Here is a 22223-nt window from a genome sequence, read left to right as displayed (position 1 = left end):
CAGGCAGAAAAGGCGTTACCAGTTTGCGCCACGCTCTGCCAATGCCTGCTTGAGAAAATCGATAAACACCCTGAGACGGGCGGGCATATGTTGCCGCTCCGGGGTGAGGGCGTAGATGCCATGTGTCGGCGCCTGATAATCTCTGAGCACTGGCACCAGGGTGCCCGATGCCAGCTCCTCTTCCACCAGATACCTGGGCATCAGGGCGATCCCCATGCCATCCAGCAACAGGCGGCGGATCACCTCGCTGTTGTTAACTTTGATATTGCCCCGGGGCTTGATTCGGCTCACCTCGCCGCGCCGCTCAAAGCTCCACTCCAGTCCGCCGCGAAAGTAAGAGTAGAAGAGGCAGTTGTGCGCTCTGAGATCTGTAAGGCTTCTGGGATGACCCTCGCGTGCAAGATAGTCGGGGGAGGCGCACAGCAGGCTGTGACAGGGGCCGAGCCTTACCGCGACCAGGCTAGAATCGGGCAGATCGCCTATTCGCACCACCATATCCAGGCCTTCCTTAAGCAGATCAACCACGCGATCGTCTAGGCTCACCTCCAGGTTGATGGCCGGGTATTGGAGGCTAAATTCGCTCAGCAGCGGCGCGATATGGCGCTGACCGAAGACATTGGGCAGGCTCACCTTTAGGGATCCTTGTACCGCCCCCTGTTGGCTCGCCAGGGCATCCTGGGCCTGCTGCATCAGGGCGGCCGCCTGGTGCACATACTCATAATACTGCCTACCGGCGTCGGTGAGGTGCAGCCTGCGGGTGGTGCGCTGGATAAGCTTGACCCCTAAGGCCTGCTCTAAGGCGCTGATACGCTTACTCACCGCAGACTTGTTGATGCCTAACCGCCGCGCGGCCTCGGAGAAACTGCCCAGCTCGACGACCGAGACAAACAGGGGAATGTTGGCGTAGATGTCCAAATATAGTTTCCAATATGGCAACAAAGATTTTCGAATATAGCGGATTATCTATTTAAGGGAAACAGATTAAAGTGACGCCATCGAGACAGAGGTTGCTATTTAGACGCTATTTAGCGTGGAGCGAAACGATGACGAAACAGCTAATACCACGACAATTGCCACAACTCATGCCACAACTCATGCCACAAGAACCGACACAACTTGTGCCACAAGAATCGACAAGCCAGGCGCAAATTGACCTTAAGCCACAGGCAAGCACGCCACTAAACCTGATGCTTGGGCTGCTGGGCGGAGTGGCCCTGGCGGTGATGATCGCCCTAAACAGCGAGCTGGCCAAGTATGGCTCGCCGCTGCTGGCCTCCTGGGTGGCCCATGGGGTCGGCACCCTAGTCGCCCTCCTATTGTTGGGCGTGGTGCGCCTGAGACAAGGGGGCCTTACAAGGTGCAACGAGGCTGCGCCCTGGTGGGCCTATCTGGGCGGGCTGCCCGGCGCCTTCACAGTGGTACTGGGGGCCATGACGGTCAACAGCGCGTTAGGCCTGAGCGCCAGCATAGCCTTTATCATGGCGGGGCAGATCCTCTTCGGCCTGGTTTGTGATCGCCTGGGCTCGTTTGGCATGGCGAGGCGCCGCCTGAGTTGGGGGCAGGGCGCGGCCCTGGCCGTGATGGCACTGGGCGCCCTGATTGCCTTGCTGGCTCAGGAGGGTGCGTGATGCTAACCCTAATTCTGCTTGCGTTACTTAACGGCGTCTGTATCGGCCTTTGCCGCATCCTCAACGGTCGTCTGGGTCAGGCGAGCGATGCCTACTATGCCTCACTTTGGAATCATGGCGTGGGCTTTGTCTTCTTGAGTCTGCTGCTGGTATTGATGCCGAGCCCGCCCGTCGCAGGCTTGCTCGATGCCCCCCTCTATGCCTGGCTTGGCGGCGTGGTGGGCGCCGTGTTTGTGGTGCTCAATACCCAGGTCATCCTAAGGCTGGGCACGACTCTCTGCAGCCTGCTGGTGATTTCGGGGCAGCTGCTGAGCGGCGTGCTGTTCGACCTTGTGGTTAAGGCGGTCAATCCGCTGCAGCTGCTGGGGGTGGTTGTCATCTTCGCCGGTGTGCTGGCTTTTCGCCGCATGGAGGCGAAAAGTGTCGAGCGGCAGGAGTTTAAGCTGGAGCAGCGAGAGACTAAACACTGAATGGTTATCGTTTTATGTTCATGCCTGTGTTTATTCGTCAGTAAAAAGGCGAGTGAGACAATCGCCGCACTCGCCAAGTGGTCAATACCGCCTGAAGATTAATGGCCGTTTTGAATCAGCATAGGTACGGCCCAGTCGGCGTGATCGAAGTTGATGTTATCGCCGCCATCTGTGGTGACCAGACGCATCTGCTGGGCGCCGCTGACATCGACGGCGACGGCATGGGCCGGGTCGCTGCCAAGCAGGGTGCCGGAGTCGTAGGCGAGCTGGCCATCGAGATAGATCTCAAAGGCCACACTGCCATTGATGCCGGTCTCATCGTCTACGCCGACCTGGGCCTCGAAATCGCTATAGAGGCCCTGAAGGTCGTAGACAATTTCGCTGGTGGAGTGGGTGCCTATGCCAGTTGCAAAGGTCTGTCCGCCCAGGGTGAGCGGATTGCCCTCTATGCTCCTGTCATACTGCATGCTGCCCCAACCTGTGCTTGTACTCATGGGCGTGAGGCTGGTCAGCGGCACGGTTACCTTCTGGGTCAGGCGGGGCAGTAGCCAGTCGGCGTGATCGCTGTTGATGCCATCGCTGCCATCTTCGATAACCAGTCTAAGCTGCAAAACACCCTCGACATCCAAATCGAGCGCACTGGCGTCGTCGCTGCCGGTCATCACGCCTGAGTCAAACGCCAGCTGATTGTCGAGATAGACCTTGAAGCGCACCGAGCCGTTGGCGCCCACCTCATCGTCGACACCCACCTGAGCGGTAAAGCCTTGGTACTGGCCCTGCAGGTCGTAGATGATCTCGCCGTTTGCATGTGTGCCTATGCCGCTATCGTACTGCTGGCCGCCGACCCTCAGGGGATTGCCGTCCACGCTCTTATCAAGATTGATGCAGCCCCAGTCGCTCTGCTGGCTGACAGGCGTGAGATCTGTCAGTGGCGTCCAGGCAACAGGCGGCTCGACCGGCGGCTCTGTGCCATCTTCTGAGGTCGAGACCATGATGCTTTGGCCGCCGTTAAGGTCGAGATCCACATAGGAGAGGGTGACGCCGTTGATACTAATCTGGCTGGCAGTCAGGGCCTGACCATCCACATAGAGACTTGGGTAGCTACCGATAAACTGGGCGCGCCAGGTCAGCGGCTCGCCGCTACCTGTGCTGCGGCTCAGGGTCGTGCTGCGCTGGCCGTCGTGACGCAGAGTAAGCAGGCTGTCTATCTCCCTGTGATAATCGCTGGTCTGCATCAGGCTCTGCCCAAGGGGCAGGTTGGCTACCTGGACATGACCCAGGCTCGCTGGCAGTCGCGATAGGGTGCTGACACTGTGCTGGGGCACATTGGGCTCGAAGCCCATCATATGGGTCACCAGGTTGGAGATGTTGGTAAAGGCGATCTCCGGATAGGTCTTGATCACCTGATCGTCACTGCGATCGGCGAAAAAGCGTTTGAGCCCCGCCTGCATCCAATACCAGCCACGGTCGTTCTGGCCATAGTTGAAGAAGGCCTCGGGCAGATAGGTCTTGGCCTCTTCGTTGAGGCTCTCCGAGTTGTCGTGGATGAAGCTAAGGTAGGCGTCGGCCTTAGCCCCAGGTTCCAGCAGATCTTTCATGGGCATGAAGAAGCTGTTCTCATGGCCCCAGCCGAAGATGGCGTTGCCATAGCCGTCAAATGCCCTGGCGTAGGTCATCTGGCTCGCATCGTACCAACGGGTCTGGAAATCGCTTAGCAAGGCCTGTGCACTGGCCTGATACTGGTCGGCCTTGGCGATAAGCGTTGCGGCTTCCTGGTTGTCGTTCACCAGTTGCGCCTTGGCGCGCAGCATCTGCTCATAGGCCAATATGGCCTGGTACTGAACCCCCAGGGTATCGCCGGCCTCGACCACACGGTTCATGTTGTTCTCGATGCGGTAGAGGTCACGGTTTTCCGTGGGCGTCTGGCTGAAATCCAGCGCCAGATTCACATCTTGCAGATTGTTCCAATCCAGGGTGACGCTGTGTTGACTCAAGATGGCATCGGCGTAGCTGTGGGAGCCCGACTCCACCACCAGGCGGGCCTGGCTGGCGTCGCTAAATTGGAAGCCGAAGGAGAACTTATAGCGATAGGAGCTGTTGCTTATCACCCTATCCAGATAGCTCTTGCTGATGACGACCTGATTGCCGCTGACGCTGTAGTCACTGCCCGGCACCAAGGGGGCCTTGCCGTCGGTGAGTGTGGTCAGTGTAACGCCGGGCGCTCGGTTAAAGCTGAGCTGTAGATCTTGGGTTGGCTGGGTATTTTCGATAAACAGGTAATCGTTGGAGAGGATAGGTGCCTCGCCCGTGGCGGAAGTCAGATTGTTTATCCTGACCCTGAGGTAGTCGTCGCGGCCGTTTCTAAATCTCACCTTTAGGCTCATGTCCTGCACACCGAGGCGGGCAAAATAGCCCTTGTCTATGACGAGGCTACCGCCTTGCTCGTCCGGCGACAGGCTAAAGCTGAGTTCGTTATCGCCGATATGGCTGGCGCCCTCAAATTCCCACAGGGTGGGCAATATCCCTTCGTTACCGCGGTTGTCGACTATGCCGTTGCCGTTAAAGTCGTAACGGTTGGCGAACTCGTTGAGCAGCTGTTCGCCATAGTCCATGAAGGTCTGGGATAACCAGCGCTCATCGCCGGTGAATCGATACATGCGATAGACTTTTTCTAAAAGCTCAAGCGGCGCGGGCAGCTCCTGAAAACCTGCGTCCATATAGTAAGGCGCGCCGTAGAAGTTGTAGGACCATAGGGTCCAGTACTCCTGCCAGAAACTCTTAGGCCGCGCCGAGGCCCAGGGATCTAAGGGGTCGAGATTGGGGTCGCTGACTTCGACTCGCTTGTCCTGCAGGGCGTCGAAGGCGAAGCGGGTCAGCATGTCGATATTTTCTTCATTGAGGCTCAGCAGGGCCGCGCCCTCTGTCTGATGGGCAACATCTCGCAGGCAGAAGTTCTCTCTGTAGCCCGTGGCATTGGCCGTTGGCGTGCCGTGGTAGCTGCCCCACAGGGAGGGGACGGCAGCTACCCCAGCATCGCGAAACTTAGTGATCCGCTCGGCTTCTTCCGTGGTGGGGTATTGCTGTGGGCCGACCACCAGATAGTCGTAGATGTAATCGACCGAGCGGGCGATGGCGAGATCCAGCTGAGGATCGCTGGAGCTGATCGTGAGCTGGGTGTCAGGCCTGATCCTAGGGTCGCGGATCAGGCCATCGGCCAGACCGACCTTGGGCAGGGTGCCCAGGGCGAGGCCGATAGCCAGGGTGAGTGTTGCACAGGGTCTTGTGGTTATTTTCATTGTTTAAACTCCTGATGAGTTATTTATTCATGATGATTAACCTCAGCAACTTCAGCCAAATCAATAGCTTGACTATGCAATAATTATCGGTGACTTATCTTTTTGATACGCCAGACTATCCAAGCATCCTCTGTCGTGAGGGATCCCCCTGAAAATGCGTAAATCCTTATCGAAAAATCAGTTCATTGCTTAGGCCTGCCTTTAGTGACGCCTGTCTAGGGAGCAGTAGGGGGAGTGTGGGGATGAATATTGGTTTCAGTCAGATTGTTCAAGGCGTTTAGCGCGGCTTTCTCCTCGTCTGGGTAGAAAATGGGAAGTAAAGGCCTCTTTTCAGGAATGACGAAGCAGGGTCAACTGGCCGAGCATAGCGATCACTTAAGACCCAAGGATGTAGATCGCTATTATGTTTCAAAAGACCCAGGCTAAGTCGCAATTTTCAACCGATGATCACCCCCATCGCCGTTTCAATCCCCTCACTGGCGAGTGGGTGTTGCTGTCGCCCCACAGAAGCAAGCGACCCTGGCAGGGACAGACCGAGGCGCTGGACCTCACCACGGCGCCGAGCTACGACAGCGAGTGTTTTCTCTGTCCGGGCAACAGGCGCATCAATGGCGAGCAAAACCCCAAGTACGACACCACCTTCGTGTTTCAAAATGACTTCGCCGCCCTCAATAGCGAGGGCCCCAAGGCCCAGGGGAGCGATGCCCTGTTTCGTTTCGAAACGGTAGAGGGAGAGAGCCGGGTACTCTGCTTCTCGCCGGATCACAGCCTGACGCTGGCGCAGCTCAGCCCCGAGGCGATGCAGGCGGTGATCGCCGCCTGGCAGAGTCAGAGTAGGGAGTTGGGGCAGAAATATCTCTGGGTGCAGGTATTTGAAAACAAGGGCGCCGCCATGGGCTGCTCTAATCCTCATCCCCATGGGCAGATCTGGGCCCATAACCACCTTCCCACATTGGTGGCGACTAAGCAGCAGCGCCTTGCAGACTATTATCAGCAGCACCACAGCAACCTACTGGCCGATTATGTCGAGCGTGAACTTAAGGAAGAAGTGCGCATTGTGGCGAGCAATGATGATTGGGTGGCGCTTGTGCCTTACTGGGCCAGCTGGCCCTTCGAGACTTTGGTATTGCCAAGATTCGATATCCGGCGCATGACAGAGCTGACCGCCAAGACCCGGGAGACGCTTGGGGAGATAATCGGCGCGCTTACCGTGCGTTACGATAACCTGTTCCGGTGCGCCTTTCCCTATTCCATGGGCTGGCATGGTGCCCCGTTTGATGGTCAGGAACACCCAGAGTGGCGCCTGCACGCTCACTTCTATCCGCCGCTGCTGCGTAGCGCCAGCGTGAAAAAATTTATGGTGGGCTATGAGCTGCTGGCCGAGATCCAGCGGGATATCACCCCAGAGCAGGCCGCCGCGCGCCTGAGGGAACAGTCGCCGATCCATTACAAGAATAGCCACTACCAGAATTGCCACGGCTAGCAGAGCCAATAAAAACACAGATAAAACCAGGCGAAAAATAAAAGGACAGAAAGATGAAAAATGGCGAGCTGACTCAAGCCTTTACCCAGGCCTTCGGCCAAGAGCCTGCGCTGGTGGCCTATGCCCCGGGGCGGGTCAACCTGATTGGCGATCATACCGATTACAACCTGGGGTGGGTCCTGCCTGTGGCGCTGGACAGGGGCACCTTAGTCGCGGCATCACGGGGCGATGATAGCCAGTTCCAGGTGGTGGCTTGCGACCTGGACAATGAGAAAGTTTGCTTTTCGCTCGATGATCTGGCTGAGGATCAGATGCCACTGGATGTCATTTCGCCTTGGAGCAAGTATGTGCGCGGCACGGTGAAGATGCTAAGCGCCTATCTGGCCGAGACGGGGCAGTCACCTCTCAGGGGCGCCAAGTTGATGATCACAGGCAATCTGCCTAAGGGGGCGGGGCTGAGCTCATCGGCGTCTCTTGAGATGGCGCTGATCAAGGCCTTCGCCGGGCTGTACGATCTCAAGATCGACGGCATCAAGGCGGCGCAGCTGGGCCAGCAGGCGGAGAATGACTATGTCGGCTGTAACTGCGGCATCATGGATCAGCTGATCTCGGCAATGGGAGAGGCGGACAGTGCCATGCTGCTCGATTGCAGCGATCTCACTATCGATCAGGTGCCGCTGCCAGAGGGCCTTAGGTTGATGATCATCAACTCAAATGTGAAGCGGGCGCTGGTGACCAGCGAATATAACCTGAGGCGAGAGCAGTGCCGGCAGGTGGCGCAGCATTTTGGCGTGAGTTCACTGCGTCAGGTGAGCTATGAGCAGCTGTGTCAGGCAGAAGCCTCGCTCGAGCCAACCCTGTTTCGGCGTGCCCGCCATGTGGTGAGTGAAAACGCCCGGGTGCTTGAGATGGCGAAGGCGCTGAATGTTGGCGACAGCGCTTGCATCGGTCGTCTGATGGCCGCCTCTCATGGTTCCCTGCGGGACGACTTTGCCGTGAGTACCCCAGAGGTGGATTGTCTGGTGGCACTGGTTAGCGAGGTGCTGGGCACAGATGGCGGCGCGCGCATGACAGGCGGTGGCTTCGGTGGTTGCGTGGTCGCCCTGCTGCCCGAGAACAAGATAGCTGGGGTGCGCGAGACAATCGCCGCCGAGTATCAGGCACGGACAGGGCTGACGGCGGAAATCTACCTGTGCCACAGCGGGGCGGGAGCCTTCGCCTAAGCGCCTAAGCGCCTAAGCGTCTAAGTGCTTAAGCCTGTTTGGGGGGCGGGTCGGTGACTCGCCATAGAAAAAGTCATAAGAATAAGAGAAGACGACTATGTTAGAGACACTGGATATTGGCATACTGCTGGTCTACGCCCTGGGGCTGTTGGGGCTGGCGCTGTGGATCTCCCGCCGGGACAAACGTCATGAGCGAGATACCAAGGACTACTTTCTGGCGGGCAAGGCCTTGCCCTGGTGGGCGATCGGCGCCTCCCTTATCGCCGCCAACATCTCCGCCGAGCAGATCATCGGCATGTCAGGCTCTGGTTATGCCATCGGCCTGGCCATCGCCTCCTACGAGTGGATGGCGGCGATCACCCTGATCTTGGTGGGTAAGTATATGCTGCCCATCTTCATCAAGAACGAGATCTATACCATGCCCCAGTACCTGGAGCAGCGTTTCGACAAGCGGGTGAAGACCACGCTGGCGCTATTCTGGTTGTCTGTGTACATCTTCGTCAACCTCACCGCCGTGCTCTGGCTCGGCGGCCTGGCGATCGAGACGGTAGCGGGAGTAGACTGGCTCTATGGCATGGTGTTCCTGGCGCTGTTTTCCCTGGCCTACTCCCTCTATGGCGGCCTCAAGGCGGTGGCCTACACAGACATCATTCAGGTGGTGCTGCTGATCTTCGGCGGCCTGCTGCTCAGCTATCTGGCGCTGGACAGGGTCGCCGACGGTCAGGGCGTCTGGGCCGGGTTCGACAGTTTGTCCAGCGCACTACCGGAACATTTCGAGATGATCCTCAGTCAGAGTAACCCCCACTACATGAGTCTGCCGGGGATCTCTGTGCTGGTGGGCGGGTTGTGGATCATGAACATCAGCTACTGGGGCTTTAATCAATACATCATACAGCGCGCCCTGGCGGCCAAGAGCGTGGCCGAGGCGCAAAAAGGGATCGCCTTCGCCGCCTACCTCAAGCTCTTGATGCCGCTCATCGTGGTGCTACCGGGGATTGCCGCCGTGCTCCTCTATCCCGGGCTGGACTCGCCGGATCAGGCCTATCCCTCCATGATGGCCTTGATGCCCGTCGGGGTGAAGGGGCTGGTGTTTGCCGCGCTGGTGGCGGCCATCGTCTCCTCCCTGGCCTCTATGACCAACAGCATCTCGACCATATTCACCATGGATATCTATGCCATGGTGCGTCCGGCCAAATCCGAGGGGCACTATGTATTGGTGGGCAGGTTGTCTAGCCTGGTGAGTCTGCTGATCGCCCTGGTGATGGCTCAGCCGCTGCTAGGTGAATTTGAGCAGGCATTTCAATATATTCAGGAGTTTACCGGAGTATTCACCCCGGGGATCGTGGTGATCTTCCTAACGGGCATGTTCTGGCGCCGGGCCACCTCTCATGGGGCGCTGGCGGCGGCACTGGGCTCGGCCATCTTCTCCTTTGGCCTGAGGTTTTATTGGCCCGAGCTGCCCTTCATGGATCGCATCGGCCTGGTGTTCCTGCTCTGTCTGGCCCTCAGCGTGCTGGTGTCCCTCATGGGCCGCTCTCTCGAAGAGGGGACGAGTGTGGCCCTTGGTGGGGTCAGTTTCAAGACGGGCAGAGCCTTCAACCTCAGTGCCCTGGGAGTGGTGGTGATCCTCAACTTCCTCTATGTCACCTGGTGGTAGGGCTTATAAACAGATGAGACAGGAAAAGATGAACGTCTTAGTCACAGGGGGCGCCGGCTATATCGGCTCCCATGCCTGCGTCGAGCTGTTAAGCGCCGGCCACCAGCTGGTGGTGCTGGATAACCTGTCCCGGGCCAAGTTTGAGTCCCTGGCGCGGGTAAAGCAGATAACGGCGGCCAAACTCACCTTCGTCGAGGGGGATATTCGCGATGAAAGGGCGCTCGATGCTTTGTTTGAGCACCATGCCATAGATGCCGTGATGCACTTTGCCGGGCTCAAGGCGGTGGGGGAGTCGACCCGGCTACCGCTTGAATATTACGACAATAACGTGGTGGGTTCCATGCGGCTGCTAAGCGCCATGACCCGCCATGGGGTGAAGACCCTGGTCTTCTCCTCCTCGGCCACCGTCTATGGTGCCAATCCGCCGCTGCCCATCACGGAAGCGGCGCCCTGTTCCAGCACTAACCCCTATGGCCAGACCAAGCTGGTGGTGGAGCAGATGTGCGCCGAGTGGGCCAGGGCGCGCCAAGATGTCAGCGTGATCCTGCTGCGCTACTTTAACCCTGTGGGTGCTCACGAATCCGGGCTGATTGGCGAAGACCCTAAGGGAGAGCCCAATAACCTCTTGCCTTATATCACCCAGGTGGCCATGGGGCGCCGGCCCTATCTCGCCGTATTTGGCTGCGACTATGCAACAACCGATGGCACAGGGGTACGCGACTATATCCATGTGGTGGATCTGGTGCAGGGGCATCTGGCGGCCCTGACGCGCCTTCATGGGGTGGCGGGCTGCCATACCTTTAATCTGGGATCGGGCCAGGGCTATTCTGTGCTTGAGATGGTAAGGGCCTTCGAGCAGGCGAGCGGTAAAGAAATTGCGCTGCATATGGCGCCGCGCCGGCCCGGGGATATCGCCGCCAGCTATGCCTGCCCCGATAAGGCGGCCCGTGAGCTCCACTGGCGGGTGGCCAGAGATCTTTCGCAGATGATGCAAGACTGCTGGCGCTGGCAGTGTCGTAATCCCCAGGGATATAGCTAATTTGCTAGCCTATTCATCTACTGCTTCTTGGCTTACAGATGGGTTAGTCGCTATTTACAGGCCTTGTACTGGTTGCTGATAGGGTCATATTCGAACCCCGAGGCGGCCAGCTTCTGCTCCAGTTGGGCACTGGGAATGTCCAGCTGGTAGAAGAGCTCCCGCTTATCATGGCAGTTCAACCTGAGCTGCTCGTTGACTATGCCCACCAGAATATCGCCGCTTAGCTGGGTTAAGTGATAGTCCATTATCTCCTCCAGAGTTTGTGTCATACATATGTTATAGGTTTAGCCCAGATTTTACTGGCTGACAACGGTGCTGTTATCCAGTGAAAGCGTCTGCAAAAGCCCATTATCAAAGCTTTTTACAACGATATTTAATTATTAACACGATATTTAGTGGTGGGAGTTCACGATATTTCGTGAACGCTTGATCTCAATCTAACTTCCTGTCGATAAAGCCCTTTTATCCAGTGCTGGCACGTTAGCTGCTGTTACAGGTTATTGGGGATACCCAAGCTAACAATAAAACAGCGTAAACACTGATAAAGGGAAAATGTGATGAATAAGAAGTTATTGGCTCTGTTGATCCCATCTGTATTGATGGCCAGCTCGGCGCAGGCTATTGAATTGTATAAGGATCAAACCAATGCACTGAACATGATGGGCTGGCTAGGTTTTGCCGCAGTCAACGATGGTGACGATACCGCCGTGGTTGATAATTTTTCGCGTGTCGGCTTCAGGTTCGACCGTCAGGAGAAGAACGGCTGGCGCAGCTTCGCTCACACCGAGTGGGGCATCAACATGGTCACCAGCGATGACTCGCTCAAGTATGTGGGCGGCCAACTGGGCGCCCAGAAGACCTCAGACTTTCTGTTTAACCGTCTGGGCTATGTCGGCCTGTCACACGCCAAGTGGGGTAGCCTGAGCTTCGGTAAGCAGTGGGGTGCCTATTATGATGTGGCCTATACTACTGACGTGCTCAACGTCTACACCGGCTACTCGGTGGGTGCCTATACCTTTGGTGACGGTGGCCTAACGGGCGCGGGCCGTGCCGATTCTGCCTTCATCTATCGCAACAGCTTCGGCGCATTGGATATCGCGCTGCAATACGCCGCCAAGCAAAATGGTGACGTTGCCCTGTTTGATAAGAATGGTCAGGCGGTGGATGATGGTTCTCACCTAAGTTTCGACACCAGCTATGGTGCCAACCTGACCTATCATGTGACCGATAAGTTTAAGGTGCTTGCCGGCTTTAACCGCGGCGATTTCGAGGGTGAGCTGGCAGGTGTCAGCGTCGATGACACCAACGAGATCATAGGTATCGGCGCTCAGTACGGCTCCTTCTACCAGTACGCGCCTGGCCGTGACGCCAAGGGCCTATATGTCGGTGTTAACGCCCATCAGAGTAAGCAAAACGAATTGGTGGCCGGCCAGCTTTATGACTCTACCGGTGCCGAGTTCCTGGTGGCCTACCACTATGACAATGGTTTCGTGCCAAGCTTCCTGCTTTCTTATCAAGATCTGGATACCGATGAGACCACTGCCATCAAGGGTAACTGGACACGCCAGTTTGCTGTAGTAGGTCTGCACTATCGTTACAGCCGCGATACCGTGATGTTTGCCGAAGCCAAGTTCGACTTCAGTGACATGGATGACAAGGGCTTCGAGGCGGCCCAAGACAATAGCTATGCCGTGGGTATCCGCTACTTCTTCTAACCTCATTTTCCCTGCAGTTAAAAAGCACTCCTAGGAGTGCTTTTTTTCGTTTGGGCTAGTTTAGTGCTAACAAAGGCTTTTACATTAGGCTGTTAACACAGGCCCAGCTTCTTCATCTTGCTGCGAAGCGTATTGGGGTTGATGTCCAGCATCTCGGCGGCGCCGCCCGGTCCATAGAGTTTGCCGCCGGTGATCCGCAGCGCATGGGCGATATACTTACTCACCATCATTTCCAGGGGCACCAGCTTATCGCTGGCATGGCTGGGATCGATAATGATGGTCTCATGTTTGCCGCTCGCAGCAGGCTCCACCTTGTCCACCTGAAGCAGGTTGAAATTGAGCGGTCCCTTAGGGGCTTCGATCATGGCCCGCTCCAGTACATTGATCAGCTCACGCACATTGCCTGGCCAGTGGTAATGATTCAGGCTGTCGAGCTGTTCGGCGCTGACCCTGGGCAGTTTGTCCAGGTTGAACTTGGCCGCTAGCACTTCTAGAAAGTGTTGCACCAGCAGGGGAATGTCCGAGCGACGCTGACGCAACGAGGGGATCTCGATAGGAAAGACCGCCAGGCGGTACCAGAGATCCTCACGAAAGGTCTGCTTCTTCACCATGGCCTGCAGGTTTCTGTGGGTCGCGGCGATCACCCGAATATCCAGGTTGATGGCGTCGAACCCTCCCACCCGGGTGATGGTACCGTTCTGCAGTACCCGCAGCAGGCGCACCTGCACCGACAGCGGCAGCTCACCAATTTCATCTAAGAAGATGGTGCCACCGTTGGCCTGTTCGAAGAAACCCGCCTTTCGATGCTCGGCGCCTGTGAAGGCGCCTTTCTCGTAACCAAACAGCTCAGAATCGATCAGGCTCTCTGGGATGGCGCCGCAATTGACCTTGATAAAGGGCTTGTCGGCCCGCTGGGACTTGCAGTGAACGGCATTGGCGATCACCTCCTTGCCGCAGCCGGTCTCGCCGAGGATCAACACGCTGGTATGCAGCTTGGCGATCGCCTCTACTTGGGTCATGACCCGCTTGAGGCCTGAGTCGGCCCCTATCACCCCGCAGGGATTGAAGGCCTGTTTGAGTAGCCGGTTTTGTTGGGTGAGTGCCTGATTGGCCTTGAGCAGGTTGCGTCCCTTGAGGTTAAAGGCGGTGATCAGCGACAGGGTGTCTTTGTGGGGCTCGATCAGCTCGGCGTGGCGATGACAAAACTGCGCCTTCTGCTTGGCATAGAAACCTACCACCCCCAGATGGGTGTTGCCGCTCAGCATGCGCAGCAAGATCACCGACTGGATATTGGGGATCACCTGGGGGGCAACAAAGCCAGTGACCCTATCGTGTTCCAGATCGTTGATGATGCGGATCACCGGGCGGTCCGGTTGGCTCAGCAGAGCCTGCATCTCGGTGGAGATCTTCACCTGTTTGTTCAGCGCCGTGGTTTGCGCTTCATCCACATGGGCCAGAAACTGGATGTCGCCGTATTCGGGGCGATAGATGTTGAGGTAGATGCCATCTATGGGCAGGTGTTGCCTGACATATTCGAAGTAGGCCTGCAATGATTGCTCAAGTTCCAGGCTGCTACAGAGTCGCTGGGTGGCTTCGAAATAGAATTGTTTTTGCATTGATATGTCACGGTGATCACGAAGTTTCGTGATTGTAGATCATCATATTTCGTGTTTCTGTGCCCCCCTTCATAAATTGTTCCTTATCCCCCTCTTTTTAGGTAGTTGGCATGACAGGTGCAATCTTATCTGTATGAAATCGAGGTGAATTACCCGGTTTTAACTTGCTCATATGATCCAAAGGAAAATAGAGAATGAAACAGAAAGATCTGATTAGTCCGGGTCGTCGCCAGCTGTTAAGAGGCGGCGCCGCGATGGCCGTCAGTGTGGCAGGATTGGGAGCTATGTCCGCCCAGGCGGCCGAGTGTACTGGCGATAAGCCGCCCCGATTTGACGAGATAGTCGATGTGCTGGTGATAGGTAGTGGTTTCGCCGGCATGTCGGCTGCGCTGCAGGCCAAAGAGGCGGGCGCCAGCGTCATGGTGATCGATAAGATGCCCGTGTTTGGCGGCAACTCCACCATCAATGGCGGCGCCATGGCGGTGGCCGGTTCTAAGTTACAGGACAAAGAGGGTATCAAGGATTCGGTCGACACCATGGTGGCCGATATGCTCAAGGCGGGCCGCGGCATGAACGATGTCGAGATGCTTAAGCTGGTATGTAACGGCACCGCCGAGTCTTGCCAGTGGCTGGAGGCCTATGGGGTAGAGTGGAAGCCTTTCGTGCAGCACTTCGGTGGTCACTCTCTGCCGCGTGTGCTGCAGACGGTGCAGAGCTCTGGTGCCGGCATCATTCGTCCGCTGATTAAGGCGGCAAAGCAGCATGGTATCGAGATGCGAAATCAGACCAAGCTCGAATCTTTTGTGAAAGATCAGGCGGGTCGCGTGATCGGTGTCCAAGTTCGCGATGGCTATTATTTCCCGAAAGAACGCACGGGTAAAATGCGTCTTATCGGTGCACGCAAAGGGGTGATCATGGCCACTGGCGGCTTCTCCCGGGATCTCGAGTATCGTCAGATGCAACAGCCTAAATTAAACGGCGAACTCGACTCTACCAACCATCCCGGCGCGACCTCAGAAGCCCTCAAGCAGATGATGTTGATCGGTGCCAACCCGATCCATCTGGACCAGATCCAGCTCGGCCCCTGGGCATCGCCCGATGAGAAGGGTTTCGGTACTGCCTCACAGTTTAACACTATCGCCACCTATCCCAGCGGCATAGTGGTGGATGTGCGTACCGGCGAGCGTTTCTTCAACGAGCTGGCGGACCGTAAGGCACGCGCCGATGCCATCATGACTCGTCGTGACGAGCAGGGTAACCCCGTGTACCCCGTGGGCTTTACCAATGCCAAGGGGGCGGCCAAGGCCCAGACATTGGAGTGGGGCATGAAGTACAAGGTGATCCAGAAGGCGGACACCTTAGAAGAACTGGCGGCCCTGTATCAGATCCCCGCCAAGGCTTTGAAAGCCCAGGTGGCGCGCTGGAATGACGCGGTGAAAGCCGGCGAAGACAAGGAGTTTGGTCGCCCGATGCAGAAGGCCATGGCGCTGGAAGAGGGCCCCTGGTATGGCGTGCGTATGTGGCCCAAGGTGCACTACTGCATGGGCGGCGTGAAGGTGAATACCCAGTCTCAGGTGCTGCACCTAGTGAGCAACGAGCCGATTGACGGTCTGTATGCCGCCGGTGAGGCGACGGGTGGTATCCATGGGGCGAGCCGTCTCGGCGCCTGCGCCGTGGCAGAAGGTGTGGTGACGGGCCGAAACGCCGGTCGTATCTGCGCGGCGAGCGCGGCAATCGAATTAAAACAGGCTTAACACAGGTGTGCAGCCTAGAAAAATATTAAGGAATTGATGATGAAAAAAGTAAATACTCTGTTGGCAACTACTGCCCTGGCCACTAGCGCCTTGGCGATGACCTCTGGCGCGGCACTGGCGAGCGATACTGTGGTGCTCGACGGTCAGCATCTGACTCAGGCCCAGGCCTGGGCAATCGCCGATGGTGCCAAGGTGGATATCGCGCCTCAGGCGGCCTCATCTTTGGTGAAGGCCCACGACCTGTTGATGGAAGCGGCGCGTCTGGGTAAGCCTGTATATGGCCTCACCGTAGGTGTGGGCTTGAACAAGGATCACAAGCTGTTCGATGCCAACGGCGAGTTGAGCGCCGAGGTGATGGCAGCCTCTAAATCCTTTAACTACAGCACCCTAAGAGCACACAGTGCGGGCGTTGGCGAGCCAATGCCGGTCAGACTCACCCGTGTCGCCCTGGCGGTTCGCCTGAACACTATCTTGTCTGGTCACACCGGCGTGCAGCCCTATGTGGCCGAGATCTACCAGGCTTACCTGAACAAGGGGATCACCCCTGTCATTCCATCGCTGGGTACTGTGGGTGAGGCAGATATTCTGCTGGCATCTCACGTAGGTCTGGCGATGATCGGCGAATGGGATGTGTTTTACCAAGGCAAGCGCATGAGCAGTGTCGAGGCGATGAACAAGGCAGGCGTCAAGCCGCTTAAGCCCGTCGGTAAGGATGCGCTCTCTATTTTGTCGAATAACTCGGTTGCCGTGGCCTACGCAATGCAAGGCTATCAGGATGCCGAGCATCTGCTAGAGGTCTCGCCAACCGTATTTGGCCTGAGCCTGGAAGGACTAAACGGTAACGTGGCGCCATTTTTGCCGCAGACCAATGACATTCGTCCTTTCCCTCATCTTAAGGCGACCACTGAGAATATCCTGGGCTCACTCTCTGGTAGTTACCTGTGGGATCTCAACAGCGAGCGTCCGCTGCAGGATCCGCTGAGCTACCGCACAACGGCCTATACCTTAGCGAGCGCTGAGAAGGCGTTGGCCGATCTGGGTCAGGTGATCGACATTCAGATCAACCACTCAGACGATAACCCTGGGGTGATCCTGGGCGCCAGCAAGCAGTACGCCGAAAACTCTCAGGTGGCCAAGTACCTGGTAGAAGGCAAGGGCGGTGTGTTCCCGACCACTAACTTTGAGCCGCTTCCCGTGGCCCTGGCGGTGCAGCAACTGAGTGTGGCTCTGACTCACGTGTCTCACAACAGTGCCATGCGCACCATTCACCTGTCGGACGACCACTTTACCCATCTGCCACGCTTCCTGAGCGCGCCGGGTAACAATGGTCATGCCTTCGGTGCGATTCAGAAAACCTTCGTGGACATGCAGGTGCGTAACAAGATGTTGGCGACCCCAGTGTCATTCGACGGCATTCAGATCGCCGGTAACATCGAAGACACCTTCACCAACCTTAAGCTGGCGAGCGACAACCTGATCCAAATAGTCGACAACATCAACACCATGTATGGCCTCGAGTTGTTGCACTCTACCCAGGCGATCGACCTGCGCAAGGCCGCCAACGCCGACCTTAAGCTAGGCAAGGCGACCCAGGCCATGTACCAGGCGTATCGTCAACAGGTGCCTTTCGTCGAGCTTGACCGTCCGTTTACGCCAGACATTCAGGCGTCACACGACTTCATCGTCAAGTACTGATGGGTTGGGCGTTAGCCTAAGCGAGTTATGAGCTGGGGCGCTTGGCGCCCCACAATAAGGATTAAAGATGTTAAGAGTATTATCGGCCCTCTGTTTGGCGGCGCTACTGAGCGCGCCGGGCGCACAGGCTATGAAGTTAAAAGATTATCACCAAGAGATCATGACCAACGAGCAGGGCAAGGTGGAGTGCAGCGCCTGCCATGGCGAGGCGAAACGCAAGAGCATACCTAAGATGAGTGCCTGTGAGTCTTGCCACGGCACGGCGGCCGAGATGGCCGAGCTGACTAAGCGCCCCGAGGGGGCAGGCCACAGCGTTGAGCCGAATCCCCACGACAGCCTGCACTATGGCAGCGATCTTCCTTGTACCTACTGTCACCAGGAGCACAAGGAGAGCAAGGTGTACTGTAACCAGTGTCATGAGTTTAAGTACCCTAAGATGAAACGTTAGCCAAGTTCGGCTAGGGCGCCCAGTGCCGAGTCTGGGGACAAGGGCCACAGCGCACGCTCCCGCTGCTGTGGCCTTTTTCGTTGCTTTTTCTTTGCCTCTTTCCCGCGATTTTCCAGCTATTACCTTCAGTTATTCGATTAAATAGGCTACTTTGTCTTTGATTATCAACATCTGATGACTAATTTGGCGACTAATTAAGAACGAATAGGGGAGATGGCCTTGGATAGAATCGATACCATGAAGGCCTTTACCGCCGTGGTGCAGGAGGGCTCCTTCACCAAGGCGGCGGACAGGCTAGGGCTCTCCTCGCAACTGGTCAGCAAGTATGTGTCCCAGCTCGAGGAGCATCTCAAGGTGCGCCTGCTCAATCGCACCACGCGGCGGGTCAATGTGACCGAGGCGGGCAGGGCCTACTTCGAGCGCTGTCAGCAGGTGCTTATCGATATCGAGGAGATGGACAACGCCCTGACTAACCTTAGCGAGACCGCCTCGGGTCTGCTTAAGGTCAGCGCCCCCATGTCTTTCGGTATTTATCATCTGCCTAGTGCCCTGGTGCAGTTTCAGCAGCAACACCCGGATGTCAGGCTGGATATTACCCTGACGGACAAGAAGGTGGATCTGCTGGAGGATGGCGTCGATGTGGCGCTGCGCATCGGTCAGCTTTCGAGCTCTTCGCTTATCGCCAAGAAGCTCACCCCGATCAAGCTGGTTGTCTGCGCTTCTCCTAAGTATCTGGCCGAGCGCGGCGAGCCCAAGACCCCGGCGGATCTTATCCATCACAACTATCTGCACTTTAGCTACTCGGATCTGGGCGCGGCCTTCGGTCGTTTCGGCGAGCACTTCTCGGCGCTGAAGATCCCAAGCGATCTGGCCTGTAACAATGGCGACATGCTGGTGGAGGCCGCCATCGCCGGTCGCGGAATAGTGGTGCAGCCTACCTTTCTGGTGAGCAAGGCCCTGCGTAGTGGTAAGCTCAAAGCGATCCTCACCGAGTATACGCCAGAGCCCTTCGGCCTGTACGCCGTCTATGTGCACCGTAAGTTTCTCGCCAGCAAGGTGCGCTGTTTCGTCGATGCCCTGAGCCAATACTATGGCAAGACCCCTTACTGGGATGCGATAGACGACTAGCTGGCTCTTATTCATGAGCCAGCTCTTTTATAGACTGGCTAACCTTACTCCCGTCCTCACTGTTCTTGCCTTGGTGGTAGTCACTCTTTTCGCGCCTTAAAACTAATGCCCCAAGACTAAAGCTTAAAGACGTAAGCCCCATCTGCCGTCCAGGCTGATTATCGCCATTTTGTTGTTAATCATTAAATGATAGCGATGTTTATCAATTTGGCGTTGAGAGCTACATTTACCTCATCGGCAGCGAATGGCTAATGACTTTTACCTAATCAAAGTCAAAGGCCAAAGGCTGCAAACCAAACATCTTTGAGGAGATCACTATGAACAAGCAAACGTTAATCAAACTACTTAACAGCGATGCGGGACTGGCCCCCTTGGTACTGCGTCTACCCCTAGGACTCATCTTTGCCGCCCACGGCGCCCAGAAGCTGTTCGGCTGGTTCGGCGGCTATGGCCTGGAAGGCACAGGGCAGTGGATGGCCAGCGTCGGCTTCGAACCCGGTTACCTGATGGCCCTGCTGGCCGGTAGCGCCGAGTTCTTCGGTGGTCTGGCACTGGTGCTGGGTCTGCTGACTCGTCCCGCCGCCGCGCTGACGGCCTTCACCATGGCGGTGGCCATGACGCTGCATGTGGGTAACGGCCTGTTTGTCTCTAACAACGGCTACGAGTTTGCCTTGATCCTGCTGGCGGCCTCGCTATCTCTGGCGGTGCAGGGCGGTGGACGCTACTCAATCGACAAGCTACTGACCGGTCGTCTCTAAGGTTAGCCAATTTTACGGTAGGGGCGGGTGTAGGAGACTATGCCCCGTATCCTGTTACGGGTTTAGAAGGAGAAGCAGATGTTAGTCGATGGTCGTTGGAATGGAGATTGGCAGCCGGTGCAGGCGAAGGATGATGAGGGGCGTTTCGTGCGTCAGATCTCTAGCTTTCGCAACTGGATAACACCGACAGGCGAGGCTGGCCCTACGGGTGAGGGCGGTTTCAAGGCGGAGTCTGGCCGCTATCATCTCTATGTCGCCTATATCTGCCCCTGGGCCTCACGTACCCTGATGGTGCGGGCGCTCAAGGGCCTTAACGAGCATATCAGCGTCAGCGTGGTCAACCCCGTGCTTTCGGAGCAGGGCTGGCAGTTTGGCGGCGCGCCTGATAGCAAGGTGGGTGGAGACAGCGACATCCTCAATGGCCACAAGTATCTGCATCAGCTCTATACCCAGGTAGATCCTCACTTTACCGGCAGGGCGACCGTGCCCGTGCTCTGGGATAAGCAGCGCCAGGTGATAGTGAATAACGAGTCGGCAGACATCATTCGCATGTTAAACACCGCCTTCGATCACCTTACCGACTCGGCGCTTGATCTCTATCCAAAAGAGCAAAGCCAAGCTATAGATAGCTTGAATGAGCGTCTCTATCACGAGTTAAACAATGGCGTCTACAAGGCGGGCTTTGCCACCAGTCAGTTTGCCTACGAAGAGGCCTACCAAGGCGTCTTTAGCCTGCTCGATGAGCTGGAGCAGACCCTGCGCGATGGTCGCCCCTATTTGCTCGGCGAGCAGCTGACCGAGACGGATATTCGCGCCTTCGTGACCCTGGTGCGCTTCGATGTCGCCTACTATGGCCTGTTCAAGTGTAACCGTGAGCTGATCGCCCAGAAGCCGCAGCTACAGGCCTATTTGCAGCGCATCTATGCCCTCGATGGCATCGCAGCCACGGTCAACATAGAGCATATCAAGCAGGGTTACTATTCGATTAAGGCGCTGAATCCTACAGGCATAGTGCCTGTCGGCCCACAGGTTAGCTTATGATTTCGAGAGTTAGTTCAAGCATGAGTACAAATATGAGCGAAAGTAAGAGCTTAAGACAGATCTCTCCTGAGTTGAGTGAGCAGCTAAAGGCTGCAACCGTAGAGACTGCAACCAGTACCGGATTAATGCCGAGCCTGTTCGTCTCCCACGGCTCGCCCATGTTGGCCCTGGATGACAGCGACAACGCCGCCTTTCTCGCCGAGCTGGGCCAGGTGCTGCCAAGGCCCAAGGCGATACTGGTGTTCTCGGCCCACACGGATCTCAGTGGCAAGGTGCGTATCACCTCAAGCGAGGCCCCGCGCACTGTGCATGACTTCTACGGCTTTCCCGACGCCCTCTACCAAGTTAATTATCCGGCGCCGGGTGCACCTAAGCTGGCTGGTGAGGTCGCTGATCTTCTGCAAACCGCCGGGTTTGACGCCGAGTTAGATGACCAGCTTGGCTGGGATCACGGCCTCTGGACGCCGCTCTGCCGTCTCTATCCTGAGGCGGATATCCCTTTGGTGCTGGTCTCTATCGACAGCCGTCAGGGCGCCAGCTATCACTACCGCTTGGGACAAGCGGTAAAATCCCTGCGCGCCGACGGCTTATTGGTGCTGGGTTCGGGTGGCATCAGCCACAACCTGGGAGAGCTGTTTCGTCGCCCCGGCGATCCGCAAAAGGTAGAGAAGATGCAAAGCTTCGTCAATTGGATCGCCGATAAGCTTTCCCAAGGGGATCTACCATCACTGCTGGATGTCGAGCGCCAGGCCCCATACGCCCGGTTCAACCACCCCAGCATAGAACACCTGATGCCCTTCTACGTCGCCCTAGGCGCAGGGCAGGGCGACGGAGTTAATGAGGCCACCAAGCCCCCACTACGACTACACCAAAGCATCGAACTACAAATCCTCGCCCTCGACACCTACGCCTGGCTAGAGTGACTATCAGAGCGACAGAGGTGCCTTACGCGACATAACTCATTTTTGGATAGAAATGAGTTAGAACTTTAGAGCTATTTATGTGAACTTCAGATTAATGATTTTATGTGTTAACGCCGCATTAAGGTGTGAGCAACGCTGCCACGAACTTAAACCATTGCGCTGTAAACACGAAACCGAACCTTGAACTGAAAATGCCAAGCTTTGGGAATCACTCTTAAATGCTTTGTATGGTTAATCCTGTTCCATTTTAGGGTAAATTGGAGGCCCACCCTCAATGGCCGTTGAGGGTCTTTATGCAGTAGCTCGATTGAATGGCGGCTCCTCTTACGAGAGACCGGTAACAAGTGGG

Annotated in this window: 18 protein-coding genes; 14 read left to right on the top strand and 4 right to left on the bottom strand. The window is 56.7% G+C overall.

Annotated elements, in window-relative coordinates; genetic code table 11:
* Positions 1-15: 15 nt before the first annotated feature.
* Positions 16-915, bottom strand: coding sequence for a LysR family transcriptional regulator (locus GNT65_RS16865; protein ID WP_160798339.1), 900 nt, complete (start codon positions 913-915; stop codon positions 16-18).
* Between the two features lie 128 nt (positions 916-1043).
* On the opposite strand from GNT65_RS16865, the gene GNT65_RS16860 reads away from it, so the two are divergent.
* Both GNT65_RS16860 and GNT65_RS16855 read left to right on the top strand, forming a co-directional pair.
* The gene (locus GNT65_RS16860; RefSeq protein ID WP_160798337.1) at positions 1044-1628 is read left to right on the top strand and encodes a DMT family transporter; all 585 of its coding nucleotides are present in this window, start codon (positions 1044-1046) and stop codon (positions 1626-1628) included.
* On the top strand, positions 1628-2098 hold the full coding sequence (locus GNT65_RS16855; RefSeq protein WP_160798336.1) for a DMT family transporter: 471 nt from the start codon (positions 1628-1630) through the stop codon (positions 2096-2098). The genes GNT65_RS16860 and GNT65_RS16855 overlap by 1 nt, the downstream gene beginning before the upstream one ends.
* Before the next feature lie 98 nt (positions 2099-2196).
* On the opposite strand, the gene GNT65_RS16850 is transcribed toward GNT65_RS16855, so the two are convergent.
* Positions 2197-5394: an NPCBM/NEW2 domain-containing protein gene (locus tag GNT65_RS16850; protein WP_160798334.1), complete on the bottom strand. Its 3198-nt coding sequence runs from the start codon at positions 5392-5394 to the stop codon at positions 2197-2199.
* A 403-nt stretch (positions 5395-5797) separates the two neighbouring features.
* Between GNT65_RS16850 and GNT65_RS16845 the strand changes: the two genes are divergently transcribed.
* The 4 genes from GNT65_RS16845 (at position 5798) to galE (ending at position 10796) form a co-directional block, all read left to right on the top strand.
* The gene (locus GNT65_RS16845) at positions 5798-6877 is read left to right on the top strand and encodes a UDP-glucose--hexose-1-phosphate uridylyltransferase (RefSeq protein ID WP_160798332.1); all 1080 of its coding nucleotides are present in this window, start codon (positions 5798-5800) and stop codon (positions 6875-6877) included.
* A gap of 53 nt (positions 6878-6930) precedes the next feature.
* Positions 6931-8100, top strand: coding sequence for a galactokinase (galK, locus tag GNT65_RS16840; protein WP_160798330.1), 1170 nt, complete (start codon positions 6931-6933; stop codon positions 8098-8100).
* Between the two features lie 97 nt (positions 8101-8197).
* A complete protein-coding gene (locus tag GNT65_RS16835; RefSeq protein WP_160798328.1) occupies positions 8198-9757 on the top strand; it encodes a sodium/sugar symporter in 1560 nt (519 codons plus the stop codon).
* A gap of 28 nt (positions 9758-9785) precedes the next feature.
* Positions 9786-10796, top strand: a complete 1011-nt coding sequence (gene galE / locus GNT65_RS16830; protein ID WP_160798435.1) for a UDP-glucose 4-epimerase GalE — start codon at positions 9786-9788, stop codon at positions 10794-10796.
* A gap of 50 nt (positions 10797-10846) precedes the next feature.
* Here galE and GNT65_RS16825 read toward each other — a convergent pair whose 3' ends face one another.
* Complete coding sequence (locus GNT65_RS16825; RefSeq protein WP_160798326.1) at positions 10847-11041, bottom strand: DUF4250 domain-containing protein; 195 nt, start codon at positions 11039-11041, stop codon at positions 10847-10849.
* A 312-nt stretch (positions 11042-11353) separates the two neighbouring features.
* Here GNT65_RS16825 and GNT65_RS16820 point away from each other — a divergent pair, with 312 nt between their 5' ends.
* Positions 11354-12511 (top strand): porin, encoded by a 1158-nt coding sequence (locus GNT65_RS16820; RefSeq protein WP_160798324.1) that lies wholly within the window; start codon positions 11354-11356, stop codon positions 12509-12511.
* A gap of 92 nt (positions 12512-12603) precedes the next feature.
* Here GNT65_RS16820 and GNT65_RS16815 read toward each other — a convergent pair whose 3' ends face one another.
* Positions 12604-14127 (bottom strand): sigma-54-dependent Fis family transcriptional regulator, encoded by a 1524-nt coding sequence (locus tag GNT65_RS16815; RefSeq protein WP_160798322.1) that lies wholly within the window; start codon positions 14125-14127, stop codon positions 12604-12606.
* Positions 14128-14321: 194 nt separating this feature from the next.
* Here GNT65_RS16815 and GNT65_RS16810 point away from each other — a divergent pair, with 194 nt between their 5' ends.
* From GNT65_RS16810 to GNT65_RS16780, 7 genes are all read left to right on the top strand, one after another.
* Positions 14322-15881, top strand: coding sequence for a flavocytochrome c (locus GNT65_RS16810; RefSeq protein WP_160798320.1), 1560 nt, complete (start codon positions 14322-14324; stop codon positions 15879-15881).
* Positions 15882-15917: 36 nt separating this feature from the next.
* Positions 15918-17576, top strand: a complete 1659-nt coding sequence (locus tag GNT65_RS16805) for an HAL/PAL/TAL family ammonia-lyase (RefSeq protein WP_160798318.1) — start codon at positions 15918-15920, stop codon at positions 17574-17576.
* Positions 17577-17643: 67 nt separating this feature from the next.
* Positions 17644-18024: a cytochrome c3 family protein gene (locus GNT65_RS16800; RefSeq protein WP_160798316.1), complete on the top strand. Its 381-nt coding sequence runs from the start codon at positions 17644-17646 to the stop codon at positions 18022-18024.
* A 219-nt stretch (positions 18025-18243) separates the two neighbouring features.
* A complete protein-coding gene (locus tag GNT65_RS16795) occupies positions 18244-19152 on the top strand; it encodes a LysR family transcriptional regulator (RefSeq protein ID WP_160798314.1) in 909 nt (302 codons plus the stop codon).
* A gap of 317 nt (positions 19153-19469) precedes the next feature.
* Positions 19470-19910: a DoxX family protein gene (locus GNT65_RS16790; RefSeq protein WP_160798312.1), complete on the top strand. Its 441-nt coding sequence runs from the start codon at positions 19470-19472 to the stop codon at positions 19908-19910.
* Between the two features lie 78 nt (positions 19911-19988).
* Positions 19989-20951 (top strand): glutathione S-transferase family protein, encoded by a 963-nt coding sequence (locus GNT65_RS16785; protein WP_160798310.1) that lies wholly within the window; start codon positions 19989-19991, stop codon positions 20949-20951.
* Positions 20952-20983: 32 nt separating this feature from the next.
* Complete coding sequence (locus GNT65_RS16780; RefSeq protein ID WP_244952214.1) at positions 20984-21874, top strand: DODA-type extradiol aromatic ring-opening family dioxygenase; 891 nt, start codon at positions 20984-20986, stop codon at positions 21872-21874.
* Positions 21875-22223: the final 349 nt, after the last annotated feature.

Origin of the sequence: Shewanella insulae, assembly GCF_009831655.1 — a bacterium.
Lineage (GTDB): Bacteria > Pseudomonadota > Gammaproteobacteria > Enterobacterales > Shewanellaceae > Shewanella > Shewanella insulae.
Note: the sequence above shows the minus strand (reverse complement) of the source record. Positions and strands in the feature narration are given on the sequence as shown.

Excerpts from the sequence above, each read along its gene's own strand:
- GNT65_RS16860 (WP_160798337.1), top strand. The coding sequence starts at position 1,044 with ATGACGAAACAGCTAATACCACGACAATTGCCACAACTCATGCCACAA.
- GNT65_RS16855 (WP_160798336.1), top strand. The coding sequence starts at position 1,628 with ATGCTAACCCTAATTCTGCTTGCGTTACTTAACGGCGTCTGTATCGGC.
- GNT65_RS16850 (WP_160798334.1), bottom strand. The coding sequence starts at position 5,394 with ATGAAAATAACCACAAGACCCTGTGCAACACTCACCCTGGCTATCGGC.
- GNT65_RS16845 (WP_160798332.1), top strand. The coding sequence starts at position 5,798 with ATGTTTCAAAAGACCCAGGCTAAGTCGCAATTTTCAACCGATGATCAC.
- galK (WP_160798330.1), top strand. The coding sequence starts at position 6,931 with ATGAAAAATGGCGAGCTGACTCAAGCCTTTACCCAGGCCTTCGGCCAA.
- GNT65_RS16835 (WP_160798328.1), top strand. The coding sequence starts at position 8,198 with ATGTTAGAGACACTGGATATTGGCATACTGCTGGTCTACGCCCTGGGG.
- galE (WP_160798435.1), top strand. The coding sequence starts at position 9,786 with ATGAACGTCTTAGTCACAGGGGGCGCCGGCTATATCGGCTCCCATGCC.
- GNT65_RS16825 (WP_160798326.1), bottom strand. The coding sequence starts at position 11,041 with ATGGACTATCACTTAACCCAGCTAAGCGGCGATATTCTGGTGGGCATA.
- GNT65_RS16820 (WP_160798324.1), top strand. The coding sequence starts at position 11,354 with ATGAATAAGAAGTTATTGGCTCTGTTGATCCCATCTGTATTGATGGCC.
- GNT65_RS16815 (WP_160798322.1), bottom strand. The coding sequence starts at position 14,127 with ATGCAAAAACAATTCTATTTCGAAGCCACCCAGCGACTCTGTAGCAGC.
- GNT65_RS16810 (WP_160798320.1), top strand. The coding sequence starts at position 14,322 with ATGAAACAGAAAGATCTGATTAGTCCGGGTCGTCGCCAGCTGTTAAGA.
- GNT65_RS16805 (WP_160798318.1), top strand. The coding sequence starts at position 15,918 with ATGATGAAAAAAGTAAATACTCTGTTGGCAACTACTGCCCTGGCCACT.
- GNT65_RS16800 (WP_160798316.1), top strand. The coding sequence starts at position 17,644 with ATGTTAAGAGTATTATCGGCCCTCTGTTTGGCGGCGCTACTGAGCGCG.
- GNT65_RS16790 (WP_160798312.1), top strand. The coding sequence starts at position 19,470 with ATGAACAAGCAAACGTTAATCAAACTACTTAACAGCGATGCGGGACTG.
- GNT65_RS16785 (WP_160798310.1), top strand. The coding sequence starts at position 19,989 with ATGTTAGTCGATGGTCGTTGGAATGGAGATTGGCAGCCGGTGCAGGCG.
- GNT65_RS16780 (WP_244952214.1), top strand. The coding sequence starts at position 20,984 with ATGAGCGAAAGTAAGAGCTTAAGACAGATCTCTCCTGAGTTGAGTGAG.